The following is a 12,201-nucleotide window of genomic DNA, read 5'->3' as shown; positions in this document are numbered from 1 at the left end:
TAAAGGTAATAATCTTCCCATCAAAAGCGAGTCAATAAGAAGAGGAGACTCAAGATGGCGAAACTATTGCAAGTTGATTTTGAATTTCATGGTCCGTTTGGTGAAGAGATGTCGAATGCTCTGATCGATTTAGCTAAATCAATTAACCAAGAACCGGGTATGATTTGGAAAATTTGGACGGAAAGTGAGACAGATAAACTTGGTGGTGGCATCTATCTTTTTGAAGATGAAGCCACGGCGCAAGCTTATCTCGAAATGCACACTGCTCGTCTGAAACAGATGGGGGTTGAACAAGTAAGAGGGCAGATATTTGATATCAACGCGCCACTAAGTACCATCAATCAAGGTCCAATCGGAGAGTAATATTATGACTAACCGCACCTTTCTAACCGTTCATGGCACGATTTATACGGTATTTGCTTTTGCGTTATTTTTTGTTCCGACCATGATGTGGCCGATGTATGGTGTACAAATCAATGACCAGTACGCACTGTTTTTGTCCCAGCATACGTCAATCTTTTTAGGTGGGATTGCTGCGGTAAGTTTGATGTTGCGTGATGTTGAATCTGGCAATACGGCGAAACAACTGTTTAAAGCTTTGTTGGTCACGAATGTCTTGGGCGTAGCGATCACTACTTATGCTGGCATCACGGGGGTTTTTGTTGGCTTTGGTTGGAGTGATCCCGCCTTCTTCTTGCTATTGAGTGTGCTCACTTTTCTTCAATTGAAGAAGCAATAATAGAGCTTATCTTAATTAGATCATTATTAAAAAGCCCCGCGATAATTGCGGGGCTTTGTGTTTCTATTTATGGTTTTCCCCAAGTATGCTTAAGTCACTTGGGTGTAGCGACATTACTCACTCTTATAGGCGTAGTTGTAATAACCGTAGCCGTATGAACTCGCCGCTTTCTTCTCAATTGCGTTAAGAATGACGCCTTTGACTTCTACACCCGATTGTTCAAATCGACTGCGAGCGACTTCAAGCTCTTTCGATGTCGTTTGGTCAAAGCGAGCTACCATCAGAGTGGTTCCTGCAATCGCACCAACGATACTAGGGTCAGTCACTGCCAATACTGGCGGTGTATCGATGATCACTAGGTCATACTCTTGTGATGCTTTTTCTACAAACTCAACAAATCGTGGGTGCATCAAAAGCTCAGAAGGGTTTGGTGGTACTTGACCACGAGTAATTACATCTAAGTTCTCAACTTTAGTCGGCTTGATCACCATATCTTGACTAATCTTACCGCTTAAGAAATCAGAAAGACCGTTATCAGCCGTCAGACCAAAACATTGTTGCAAGTAACCTTTACGCATGTCCGCATCGACCAACAACACTTTTTGACCTGTCTTCGCAGCTACTGCCGCAAAGTTTGTCGATACAAATGTCTTACCAATTGAAGGCGCTGGACCAGAGATCATCAGTACGTTGTTTTTCGCTTCCATCATCGCAAAATGAAGGCTAGTGCGAAGTCCACGTAGTGCTTCAATCGAAAGATCCGCAGGGTTTTCTTCTGCCAATAGAAGCAGGTCTTTGTTGCTCTTGCGCTTAAGTTTGCTCGCAACTTCTAATTGTTGTACTGACTTAGGAACACTTGCGTAAACAGAAATACCCGTTTGTTCAATCTCGTCTGGAGAAGTGACGCCGCGGTGGAAAGCGGTTTTAACCAGAACAAAAGCAACGGCAACCATACCGCCTAATAATGTTGCTAGAACAACGATAAGAGGCTTCTTAGGCTTCACTGGAATAGCGTAAGACTGTGCACTATCGATAATGCGTACGTTACCAACGGTACCAGCTTTAATAATGTTCAACTCTTGAACTTTGTTTAGAAGCTGAATGTAGATCTGTTGGTTAACTTCAACGTCACGAGTCATACGTAGGACTTCACGCTGCGTTTTTGGCAGCTTCTGAACTTGTCGGTTCAAACGAGCTTTTTCTTGCAGTAACGTCTGACGTTTATCCAATAGTGATTTATATGCTGGGTGATCCTGCGTGAACTTTTGGCTGATTTCACTTTCTTTGAATGTCAGTTCGTTCAGCTGCGCTTCAAGAGCGACCATCACTTTGAGTGTTGATTGTGCTTCAAGGTTTAAGTCGATCGATTCGTTTTCTTGTCTAAAACGATTCAGTACGTCTTCAGACCCTGTCAGTTTCTCTTTGATTTCCGGTAGGTGATCTTTTAGAAAGTTTAGGCTCTGTTCCGCTTCCGCTGAGTTTCTTCTTACATTCTGTAGGAAGTAGTTTTGCACAACGTCATTCAAAATTTGCTGGTTACGTTCAGGGTATTCGCCTTCAATACTCAGTGACACAATACCTGTTTTCGCGCCACGTTCTGAAATAGACAGTTGTGAAGCCAATCGGTTGATCGCGTCAAGCTTGCTAATTTTTCCGATTGAAAAACTGTCTTCGTTTTGCGCAACCAGTTCACGTACTTTGATGCGGTAGCCATTCATTTCAATCGTTTGACCAACAACGCCAGAAAGCACAATTTGATCTTCAATCATCAGATCAAAACTGCCTTTCTCTGCATCTGTTACCACAAGCTGATGCTTGTAACCTTGCGCGGTACGTGGCATCTCGAAAGTTGAAACTGAGATGTAATCTTGAGTGCCATTGATGCGAGCAAGACCTTTACCGATAAAAGGAAGATAGTCCGGAGTGGCAATCGTCGTTAGGTTAAATTTATCGACCGTATCACCAAGGATCATACGTGATTTGATGATCTCAATCTCAGTCGTTGCTGACGATTCTGCAGCAAAAAGCTCGCCCATATCGCCGACCATCGCCGAAATACCACCAGAGCTTTTCTGTTCGATCTGAATCAGAGCATCAGCTTTGTAGATAGGTGTCGATAGCAATGCCACGGCAATACCGATTGTTGCAAAGAGAAGCGTAATGCCAATGATGAACCATTTCGCATCTATCAATATGCCAAACAGTTTACCGAGATCGATTTCATCATCGGTTGGTGCAGATGAACTTATAGTTTGGTTAGCCATTGTTTTTTTATTTCGCCAAGTAATCTGAAGTTATAGTTTTTTTGCCCAAGCCTGAGCGGATTGCTCAATCAGAGAAAACGCATGATCAAATGCTTCTCTGCTTTGTCTGTATGGATCTGGAATGTCGACAGAATTCATCCAATGCCCAAACAGCATGGTCTTGCCTCTTGCTTCTGGAACGATCTCAGTTAATGCATCGATATGACCTTGTTCCATTACCAAGATAAGATCTTGTTTCGCACAAAGCTGCGCAGTAAGTTGTTGCGCTTGGTGATTCTCAAGAGAAAACCCTTTTTCCGAGGCAATGAGCGTTGCTGTCTCATCCGCTGGTTTCCCAGTCAGTCGACTTTTCTCAACGGCAATACCGGCTGAAGAAATGGTTTTATTCGGAAGAAGTTGTTGAAGCACTCGTTCCCCAGTCGGAGAGCGACAAATGTTACCTACGCATACGACAAGAATGTTTGAAAACATGGTTTGTTCCTTATCAATAACTATTGGAAAGGGCTTACCTCTTCACATAAGCCCTTTCAAGAACGTCTGAACTACGGCCAGTTTCTAACGCGTAGAACACCTTCTGAAAGCTCATTGAAGCCTGAAATCGTTGGTACTAGCTGTGCAATAACGCGGTTCCAACGACTGACTGGTGCAGCAGTAACATACACAATGTCGTAAGGTTCCAAATCAAATTCAGTACCAATCACTAACGCCGCTGCGTCAGAGACATCAAGTTGGTAAATGTCGCCTAATACTTGATTGTCTTGAGATTTTCTGATGACAAAAACGCCAGTTGCATCCGCAGAAAGTTGGTTGATACCACCAACATTGCTTAGAGCCTCGGTCAAGCTCATGCCTGCGCGATCCATTTTCAGTAGCTTAGGATCGTTAACTTCACCCATAACAAACACTTTTTGAGTGTCATTTCTTGGCACATGTACGATGTCGCCAGGTTGAAGTAATCGGTTTTCAGTAAGGTCACCCTCTTGCATTAGCGCATAGAGAGAAATGTTTTCGACTTTGCCTTGGCGTGTCAGTGTGACGTTACGCCAATCCGCATCCTCTGCTAGACCGCCAGCGCGGTTAACTGCATCAAGAAGCGTAAGTGGGATATTAGTGATAGGTTGCTGCCCTGGCTTGTTAACTTCGCCAGTGATGTAAGATTTCTTGGAACGAAATGCCGCAACACTCACATCCACTTGTGGACTCTCAATGTACTTCGCCAACTTGTTAGCAATAATGGTACGAATTTGGCGAACATTTTTACCCGCAACCTCAACAATACCGATGTATGGATAGAAGATGGTGCCATCAGCATGCACCCAGTTACCCGCTTCTTCAGAGCTACGGTAAGAGCCTGCTGGAATGGTAAGTTCAGGGTGATCCCAAATAGTGATATTCAGAATATCGCCAGGACCGACTTCATACTCGTAAGCCGCGAGTTGATGGTCAAGTGTTGGGTTCGCTTTGGTCTCTACATCTGAGCTTTTTAGCTGCGAGACTTCATCAAGAGTCAGTGGAAAGACGTTAAAATCTGCCGCCGTATTGGCGCTGTTGTCTTCAACGATGTGCTTTCCACTCGTGGATAAGTGACTGCCCGGTACTGTACATCCAGCGAGAAGTACAGAGGAAAGGAGTAAACTGCCTAGCTTTGTATAGTTGAAATTCATGCTTTTTCATTCATCTGACGTAAAGAGCGAGTTGCTAAGAACAACATTGTTTTTTGCCTAAACAACAACACGTCACAATTTTATTGGGCAGTATTATTTGTTTTAATTTATAAAATACTCAATAAGAAACGGGTTGCATCTGGCGAGCGCACTCTAAAGAATTTTTTGAGGAGGGGCAATAGACGATAAATTGATAAAAAGCCAGCTATATATTGCTGAATTTTATATTTCTGTGCGTTGAGTAGCGTGGATTTGACAAAAGTGTTTATTAATTAGCTCTAATTTTCCGTATCAGCTCACGAAATTTGTAATTTGACAGTTTTTCAATTAGTTATTGATGCGACCATTTTTCTAAAAAAATTTATATGCTTTGTTTTAAAATGTGATGTGTGTCTTATTTTTTGTTCTGCGTCAATAGCGCTTTGTTATGGTTTTGCCAGAAAGTTGGCAACGTATGGTCAAAATTTGATGTGGGTTCAACAAAGTGATGGTTTGATGAACGACTTCATACAACAAACCATCATTTCAATGATATTAGCGTTTTGCTAGCCCCTTACTGTTCAAGTACGGCAGAATATGAGGTCGCGACTCACCAGCAAGCTTCCCAGTGACTTCTTGAGACCATGTACTCAGTTTTTGATTGCTTGTACGGCTCGCATAATACGCTTGCATAGTTTGATCGTAGCTCTGAATATCATCTAAGTTTAGCTCTTGGTATTGATTTTCATGAACAACCACATGTGCAGGTAGGCGTGGCTTTACTTCGGGATTTTGATCGGGATGCCCTAAGCACATACCAAACAACACCGCGCTATTTTCCGGTAAGCCCAATAGCTCATCAACTTGAGCGGCGCTATTCCTTAGTCCTCCAATATATACGCCACCTAATCCCATGGACTCGGCTGCAAGCAAGCAGTTTTGTGCCATGATTCCAGAATCTACTGATCCAATCAGAGTTAGTTCTGTAAAGTCTGCCTGTACATCAGGATTGATGGTTGCATGGCGCTGATAATCAATACAAAACACTAAGAACTCAGCCGCACTTTCAACATAAGCTTGGTTACCAGCAAATTGAGCCAATTGCTTACGCTTTTCAGAGTCAGTCACTCGAACGATTGAGACGACTTGAAGCATACTAGAAGAAGACGCAGCTAAACCTGCTTGAATGATGGTTTGTCTTTGTTCATCAGTAATAGGAACTGCGGTGAATTTTCGGATAGAGCGATGAGCAAGAATGGTTTCAATCGTGTTGTTCATGATGTTCTGGCTTCCTGAAGAGTGGTTCTATTTGGCTGAATCTTCACCATAACGGCATTTATTGGGAGCGTAAACAGAGATGCACTACAAAGTGTGCCACAGGACAAAACTTGACGAAGTGCAATCGAGCAAATTGAACATAAAGTGACGTTATTTATAAACTTGGGTATATACTGATTTTTAATAATCAATAGCTTACCAAATGTGGAGAACATGAAAGAGCTAATACTTCATACGGTCACAGTGTTTATGGGCTTTTTTGCCATCATGAACCCTATCGCTAACATTCCTATCTTTTTAAGCCTAACAGCGGATGATGATAAACAAACGGTCCGCTCAATTGCATTTCGTTCGGTCTTTATCGCTTTTGTTATTGTTGCTGTGTTTGCTGTTGCGGGTAAGGTGATTTTCGACTTGTTCGGCATTACGTTATACGCGCTGCGTATTACCGGCGGCATCTTAGTCTTTTTAATTGGCTTTCACATGCTGCAAGGTGAATCAACGCACAAGAAGACCAAAGAGAAAGCCTACTCACCAGAGCAAGAACAGGCGGCTTTAAGTATTGCAGTTTCCCCACTGGCAATGCCGATTTTAGCTGGTCCGGGCACTCTCGCGACAGCAATGAACTTTGCAACAGCGGGTGGAATAACGGAAACCATTATTACTATCGCATCCTTTGCCGTGCTCTGTGCTATTACTTACGTTCTGTTTCTCTTTGGCGACAAGTTAGTGAAAGCTGTTGGTCCAAGTGCGTTAAATGTGATCACCAAAATGATGGGGCTGATCCTCGCCGTGATTGGCACACAAATGTTTATTGATGGCGCTGCAGAGGCGTATAAAACCGTTTTTGCTTAATTTCTTTAGCATCTGAATACTTTACTTTGAATCCACATTGACTAGGCAGTTGATGTGGATTTTTTGATCCTAAGTTTCCACTTAAAAAGCAAGAAACACATAGACTTCGCCTATCTCAATAATAAGAATAACCAATTGTTGCTGTAGCACGAATTTCAGTAACCTTTTCAGAGCAATTATTGGGGGGAAACATGGCAACAAAAGCAATCGTAGTCGAAGGTGGTGCAATGCGTGGTGTCTTTGCTAGCGGCGTATTGGATGCATTCTTAGAACAAGACTACAAACCATTTGATTTTGCGATTGGCGTATCGGCAGGGGCTTCAAATTTGATCGGTTATTTGACCGATTACCCGCACCGTAGCATCAACGTCATTACTAAATTAGCAACCAGCAAACGCTTTTTCGATCCTACTCGTTTTTTAAAAGGCGGTGATTTGATCGATGTGAAATGGTTGTTTGAAGAATCAAATCGTTTGTACCCAGTCGATGAAGCGAAACTGTTTGAAGGCATTCCTTTCTTAGCGGCGACAACGAACGTAAATACGGGTAAAGCGGATTATTACCGTGTAAATCGTCATAACTTCCATAATGCGATGGAAGCGACGACGGCACTGCCTATTGCGTACAAGCATACTCCTTGCTTCTCTGGTGGTTGTTATACCGATGGAGGTGTGGCGGATTCCATTCCAGTTCGAGAAGCACATCGTCGCGGCGCTCGTGATATCACGGTTATCCTTTCTCATCCTTTGGCTTATGAGAAAAAGCCGGTAAAAACGCCTTGGTTAATGAAGAAGTTGTTCGCTGAGCATCCACAGATGGCAGAGGCAATGCTGCGCCGTTCAGAGAACTACAACGAATCGTTAGATTTCATTCGTAATCCTCCAAAAGACACGCACATTCGCGTTATTGCACCGCCGGATGAATTCAGTGTACAACGTCTATCAATGCGCCAGTCGGTATTGCTAGAAGGTTACGAAATGGGATTGGAAGCAGGGCGCGCCCACCTTACCAACCTGGCCGGTGAACACGGCTTAGACAGAGAAAACTGCCACTTCTGTATTTAGCTTTTGATGTCTAAAGCGGTTAGTCCATATCAACTTCAAGTGCTCCCCAAGATGAAGGTTCTCCCTCCCTCGTCAGAGGGAATAGGCGAGCGTCTGGTTTGGCATAACTTAACCTATGCAGACGTTGCGTGACGTGGTAGCTGTCGAGCCCGGAAATGGTCACTAAGTCGAGTAGCTCTAGATCTAGGTAGCCATCGGGCATGATGGCTCTTTCAGGTGCGTGTACCATCAACACTTCACCAATCAGCATCTCCGTCTGATTGCTTTCAATCTTGATGTGTTCTCTCAACACCAACCCCATTTTGAGATTGCTCTCTAGGACAAATGGCGCAGGAAACGCATCATCATAGTAAGGAGTAAGTCCTACCGCTTCAAACTCTGATATCTGTTTTGGATAGCGGGCGGAGGTTTGATGTGCTTTTTGGACGAAATCGACGCCGACGGCATTAATGGTGAAGTGCTTGGTATCGAGGATGTTTTCTAATGTATGACGACGGCTTTTGCGTGGACGAACAATAAAACCAAACAGTGGCGGATGTGAGCCTAAGTGGATCACAGAGCTTACGATAGCCAGGTTCTCTTGTCCTTGCCTGTCTCTTGTTCCGATGAGGTTCGCGCTTTTGTATCCCGCAAGGGAGTTGACCAATCGAGTTCTTTGGCGCTGCTCCATCGTTTGTATATCATGCTTTGAGAGTTTGATGTTTTCCATGTCCTAAAAAGGGGCGAGAAACCTCGCCCTTCCATGTTGTGTCACTATTTCGGCATGATGACGGTGTCGATCACGTGTATCACACCATTCTTAGCTTTGACGTCGGTGGCAATTACGGTAGCGTTATTGATCATCACTTTATCGCCCATGGTTTTGATCATCACGTCTTGCCCTTGGACTGTCGTCGCTTTATTCATTTTGACTACGTCTGCAGCCATCACTTTTCCCGGAACCACATGGTAAGTGAGAATCGCAACCAGCTTATCTTTGTTCTCGGGCATGAGTAGCATTTCGACTGTTCCATCTGGAAGCTTAGCAAAAGCTTCATCTGTGGGTGCAAATACAGTGAATGGACCTTTACCTTTTAGCGTATCCACTAAGCCTGCGGCTTTGACTGCTGCGACCAACGTATTGAACGAGCCATTTGCTGCGGCCACATCAACGATGTCTTCTTTCATCATTCCATGTTCATGTGCTTTCGCTGGCAGTAAAAAAGTTAGGGTGGCGAACAAAACCGTGGTCGTAACCAAGATGCGTTTCAACATAATGCATTCCTTTTGTTGTTTGGGTACCGCTCTCTCCCTGATAAAGTCCCTGTTTGTACGCACGCCCTTTTCTTGGCGATCAACTGGCTTTCTTTTTATTAGAAGAACGGACGTGCTGAGCTAAAATGCGTGTACCTTCCATTTTTACGTCGGTACGTTTTCGCCAAGCCCACAATCGTTCTCTGGCTGCTTTCGCACTCGCTTCTACATCGACTATTGGGGCGAGGTATTTTGAGTCCGGTTCTAACTGGTACATCACGACTTCCATTGCGGTCATTTTCCAAGGCTCAAACAACAGTGGGATGGGTACCTTAGCGAGCTCCGGAATCCATTTATGAATGAATTCACCATCGGCATCGTGTTCTTGTGCTTGTTTCGTCGGATTGTAGATACGAATGGTATTGGTGCCAGTCACTCCAGCCTGCATTTGAAATTGTGGATAATGGATACCCGGCTCAAAGTCGAGAAATAGCTGCGCTAGGTGAGTTACGCCATCGCGCCAATCCATGTTCATGTGATGCGTTAAAAAGCTTACTAGCATCGCGCGCATTCGAAAGTTGATGTATCCCGTGTGATGAAGGCAGCGCATACAGGCATCGACGAGAGGTATGCCAGTGGTTCCCTCCTTCCAAGCATCTAGTCGGATTGGGTCGATGTTGCTCGCTTGGCGAAGCAAAGGGTCATAGGCTTGGTTCACACAGCGAAATTCCATCTCACATTCAGATTCAAATTTCTGCATAAAATGACAATGCCAATGAAGCCTTGAAGACAACGCAATTAGGCTGCGACGAAACCCCGTCACTTGCCAATGTTGCAAGAGGTACTGATACACTTCTCGAAGCGAAATGTTCCCCCATGCAAGATAGGGAGAGAGGCGAGTACAGGCTGTTCGAGATGCCGTCGGGTTGGAAATACTGCGGTAATAATCTCGTCCTCGGCGTTGAAAAAAGTCTTCCAATGTTTGCCAAGCGAGTGAGCTCCCGCCAGTTTGCATGCCTTTTACTTTTTCTAGCCAAGAAGGGGGAGGAGTAAAGGTGAAACCTAGCGCGTCGATATCGAGGGTAATAAGAGAATAGCTTTCAAGCTCAACCTCTTCGATCGGAGCTCGCATAACGGTATCCCAGTGTTTGTCCCAGCCGAATCGGTCTTTTGCGCCTCGCACAACTGCACCATGTTCAAACTCATGCCATGGAATGCCTTGTGCTTGAAGCCATGCTGATACTTGTTTATCTCGCTCAAACGTACAATTCAATCCAATTTCTTGATGAGAGAAAACGGCATTGATGTTGAATTGTTTTTGAATTGCACTCAAACAATCCCGAGCATTGCCAAACATTACTGAGATCTTTTGATCATGTTGGGCAAGCTGTACGTCCATATCTTGGAGTGACTGCCAAACAAAGCGCCAATGACGTTCGGAGTAATGTGGGTCATCTAGCAGCATGGGCTCAAAAATATAGAGCAGCACTGTTGGATTCTCAGAAGATAGAGCATGCTGCAAAGGGAGGTGATCGGTCAGGCGTAAGTCGCGTTTTAGCCATACTAAGTTGATTGTTTGCATCGGAGCCCTCACTGGTTTTCCGACTTCTACGCATGAGAGAGGCAAATTTCTCACTCGGTGATCGATTTTATTACGGTTGACGTAGAGGCACGGAGCAAGGAGGTGCTTTATGTCTATGCCACTCAGTAAACTGGAAAAATTCTTCTATATCGACAAGCTTGTCATCTACTCTCTCGATCTCGCTTTGTATCAGGTTTCAGTATTTGTCGATGGAGAAGAGCACTTTGTCACAGATGACAAAGGGAAGTTTTTAAGGGCGCATTCGATACTGGAGTTGCAAAAACAGTGTCGTAATTTGAAAGCGAACAAACAGGTGCTTCGCCAACAAAGTGCCTATGATGAAATGGTTGGGCAGCCAAGTAGGAGTGGTACTAACGAGCTGGAAGTGTTGCTGAAAGACAACGACCTCTATTGAAATTAGATTGAAAGGGGAGAAAGTGCGAGCTAGGTTTGTTAGCTCGCACCTTACTAATTACGCTTGTTTACGTTGTGCGTCTTTCTTTGCCAGTTTTTCTGCACGTCGTTGCTGACGTTGTTTGGCACTCTCACCACCGACGTGCTGCTCGCCACGAACCGCAGCTAACGATACTTGCTTTTCACGCTCGCGGAAGCGCGCTACCTGTTCGTCACTGTGCTTACCAAAACATTTCGGGCAGCTTACGCCTTGCTCAAACTGCTCTGATTGTTTGTCTTCTTCTGTGATAGGCAGTCGGCAAGCATTACACAAGTCGTAGTCCGCTTTTTCTAGCTGGTGGTTCACCGCAACGCGACCGTCGAATACGTAACAATCGCCTTCCCACAAGCTTTCTTCTTCTGGTACTTCTTCAAGGTATTTCAGAATACCGCCTTCTAGGTGGTACACCTCATCAAAGCCCTGTTCTTTCATGTAAGCGGTCGACTTCTCACAGCGAATACCACCCGTACAGAACATCGCGACTTTTTTGTGTTTCTCTGGGTCCATGTTTTGTGTTACATAGTCAGGAAATTCGCGGAACGTGTCAGTATTTGGGTTAACTGCACCTTTAAATGTTCCGATCTCGATTTCATAGTCATTACGAGTATCAACCACAAATACTTCTGGATCAGCAATCAGATCGTTCCAATCTTGCGGCTTTACGTAGGTGCCAACGACATGGCGAGGATCGATGCCTTCAACGCCCAATGTCACGATCTCTTTCTTTAGCTTTACTTTGGTGCGGTTAAACGGCTGAGTATCTGAGTACGACTCTTTGTAAACAATACCAGTAAGGCGAGGCTCGGCATTTAGCCATGCAAGCAGTGTATCAATACCTTCGCGTTTCGCTGCAATCGTACCGTTAATACCTTCACTCGCCAGTAGCAACGTTCCATGTACACCGTGGGCTTCCATTAGTGCAAGCAATGGCTCGCGTAACTCTTGGTAGTTTTCCAGTTCCACAAATTTATACAGGGCGCAGACAACATACTGACTCATGATTATTCCTTACTTTAAAAGGTTGATGGTTCGACGACTCGATACCTAACAATTTTAGCGGCTCGGAGTATACCTGAGTAATTTAGTCGG

Annotated in this window: 13 protein-coding genes; 5 read left to right on the top strand and 8 right to left on the bottom strand. The window is 44.4% G+C overall.

Annotated elements, in window-relative coordinates:
* Window positions 1–54 precede the first annotated feature (54 nt).
* Together J4N44_RS25820 and J4N44_RS25815 are read left to right on the top strand one after the other, a co-directional pair.
* Window positions 55–363, top strand: coding sequence for a monooxygenase (locus J4N44_RS25820; RefSeq protein WP_038898260.1), 309 nt, complete (start codon window positions 55–57; stop codon window positions 361–363).
* Window positions 364–367: 4 nt separating this feature from the next.
* Complete coding sequence (locus tag J4N44_RS25815) at window positions 368–739, top strand: hypothetical protein (protein ID WP_005447457.1); 372 nt, start codon at window positions 368–370, stop codon at window positions 737–739.
* Window positions 740–852: 113 nt separating this feature from the next.
* On the opposite strand, the gene J4N44_RS25810 is transcribed toward J4N44_RS25815, so the two are convergent.
* The 4 genes from J4N44_RS25810 to nfsA form a co-directional block, all read right to left on the bottom strand.
* Window positions 853–3,003 (bottom strand): polysaccharide biosynthesis tyrosine autokinase, encoded by a 2,151-nt coding sequence (locus J4N44_RS25810; RefSeq protein ID WP_009698013.1) that lies wholly within the window; start codon window positions 3,001–3,003, stop codon window positions 853–855.
* A 30-nt stretch (window positions 3,004–3,033) separates the two neighbouring features.
* Complete coding sequence (locus J4N44_RS25805) at window positions 3,034–3,474, bottom strand: arsenate reductase/protein-tyrosine-phosphatase family protein (protein WP_005447459.1); 441 nt, start codon at window positions 3,472–3,474, stop codon at window positions 3,034–3,036.
* 71 nt (window positions 3,475–3,545) lie between these two features.
* Complete coding sequence (locus J4N44_RS25800; protein ID WP_252045432.1) at window positions 3,546–4,667, bottom strand: polysaccharide export protein; 1,122 nt, start codon at window positions 4,665–4,667, stop codon at window positions 3,546–3,548.
* 534 nt (window positions 4,668–5,201) lie between these two features.
* Window positions 5,202–5,924 (bottom strand): oxygen-insensitive NADPH nitroreductase, encoded by a 723-nt coding sequence (nfsA, locus tag J4N44_RS25795; RefSeq protein WP_252045431.1) that lies wholly within the window; start codon window positions 5,922–5,924, stop codon window positions 5,202–5,204.
* A 213-nt stretch (window positions 5,925–6,137) separates the two neighbouring features.
* Between nfsA and J4N44_RS25790 the strand changes: the two genes are divergently transcribed.
* Entirely contained in the window at window positions 6,138–6,779 is a 642-nt protein-coding gene (locus J4N44_RS25790; protein WP_005447464.1) for a MarC family protein, read from the top strand.
* Between the two features lie 191 nt (window positions 6,780–6,970).
* Complete coding sequence (locus J4N44_RS25785) at window positions 6,971–7,843, top strand: patatin-like phospholipase family protein (RefSeq protein WP_029788335.1); 873 nt, start codon at window positions 6,971–6,973, stop codon at window positions 7,841–7,843.
* Window positions 7,844–7,862: 19 nt separating this feature from the next.
* On the opposite strand, the gene J4N44_RS25780 is transcribed toward J4N44_RS25785, so the two are convergent.
* The 3 genes from J4N44_RS25780 to J4N44_RS25770 all read right to left on the bottom strand — a co-directional run bounded on the left by J4N44_RS25780 (window position 7,863) and on the right by J4N44_RS25770 (window position 10,658).
* Window positions 7,863–8,552: a flavin reductase family protein gene (locus tag J4N44_RS25780; RefSeq protein WP_005447467.1), complete on the bottom strand. Its 690-nt coding sequence runs from the start codon at window positions 8,550–8,552 to the stop codon at window positions 7,863–7,865.
* A gap of 44 nt (window positions 8,553–8,596) precedes the next feature.
* Entirely contained in the window at window positions 8,597–9,097 is a 501-nt protein-coding gene (locus J4N44_RS25775; protein ID WP_009703236.1) for a fasciclin domain-containing protein, read from the bottom strand.
* Between the two features lie 79 nt (window positions 9,098–9,176).
* The gene (locus tag J4N44_RS25770; RefSeq protein ID WP_252045430.1) at window positions 9,177–10,658 is read right to left on the bottom strand and encodes an FAD-binding domain-containing protein; all 1,482 of its coding nucleotides are present in this window, start codon (window positions 10,656–10,658) and stop codon (window positions 9,177–9,179) included.
* A 109-nt stretch (window positions 10,659–10,767) separates the two neighbouring features.
* Between J4N44_RS25770 and J4N44_RS25765 the strand changes: the two genes are divergently transcribed.
* On the top strand, window positions 10,768–11,073 hold the full coding sequence (locus tag J4N44_RS25765) for a DUF6482 family protein (protein ID WP_005447470.1): 306 nt from the start codon (window positions 10,768–10,770) through the stop codon (window positions 11,071–11,073).
* Between the two features lie 57 nt (window positions 11,074–11,130).
* Here the strand turns inward: J4N44_RS25765 and trhO are convergent, their stop codons facing one another.
* A complete protein-coding gene (trhO, locus tag J4N44_RS25760; RefSeq protein WP_252045429.1) occupies window positions 11,131–12,111 on the bottom strand; it encodes an oxygen-dependent tRNA uridine(34) hydroxylase TrhO in 981 nt (326 codons plus the stop codon).
* Window positions 12,112–12,201: the final 90 nt, after the last annotated feature.

It is taken from the genome of Vibrio sp. SCSIO 43155 (assembly GCF_023716605.1).
Taxonomy (GTDB): Bacteria; Pseudomonadota; Gammaproteobacteria; order Enterobacterales; family Vibrionaceae; genus Vibrio; species Vibrio harveyi.
The sequence above is the reverse complement of the archived record's forward strand: the minus strand, read 5'-3'. Positions and strand labels throughout refer to the sequence as shown.

Bases quoted from the DNA above. Each gene is read 5' to 3' on its own strand.
- J4N44_RS25765 (WP_005447470.1), top strand. From the start codon at position 10,768: ATGTCTATGCCACTCAGTAAACTGGAAAAATTCTTCTATATCGACAAG.
- nfsA (WP_252045431.1), bottom strand. From the start codon at position 5,924: ATGAACAACACGATTGAAACCATTCTTGCTCATCGCTCTATCCGAAAA.
- J4N44_RS25785 (WP_029788335.1), top strand. From the start codon at position 6,971: ATGGCAACAAAAGCAATCGTAGTCGAAGGTGGTGCAATGCGTGGTGTC.
- J4N44_RS25790 (WP_005447464.1), top strand. From the start codon at position 6,138: ATGAAAGAGCTAATACTTCATACGGTCACAGTGTTTATGGGCTTTTTT.
- J4N44_RS25815 (WP_005447457.1), top strand. From the start codon at position 368: ATGACTAACCGCACCTTTCTAACCGTTCATGGCACGATTTATACGGTA.
- J4N44_RS25770 (WP_252045430.1), bottom strand. From the start codon at position 10,658: ATGCAAACAATCAACTTAGTATGGCTAAAACGCGACTTACGCCTGACC.
- J4N44_RS25800 (WP_252045432.1), bottom strand. From the start codon at position 4,667: ATGAATTTCAACTATACAAAGCTAGGCAGTTTACTCCTTTCCTCTGTA.
- J4N44_RS25780 (WP_005447467.1), bottom strand. From the start codon at position 8,552: ATGGAAAACATCAAACTCTCAAAGCATGATATACAAACGATGGAGCAG.
- J4N44_RS25775 (WP_009703236.1), bottom strand. From the start codon at position 9,097: ATGTTGAAACGCATCTTGGTTACGACCACGGTTTTGTTCGCCACCCTA.
- J4N44_RS25805 (WP_005447459.1), bottom strand. From the start codon at position 3,474: ATGTTTTCAAACATTCTTGTCGTATGCGTAGGTAACATTTGTCGCTCT.
- trhO (WP_252045429.1), bottom strand. From the start codon at position 12,111: ATGAGTCAGTATGTTGTCTGCGCCCTGTATAAATTTGTGGAACTGGAA.
- J4N44_RS25820 (WP_038898260.1), top strand. From the start codon at position 55: ATGGCGAAACTATTGCAAGTTGATTTTGAATTTCATGGTCCGTTTGGT.
- J4N44_RS25810 (WP_009698013.1), bottom strand. From the start codon at position 3,003: ATGGCTAACCAAACTATAAGTTCATCTGCACCAACCGATGATGAAATC.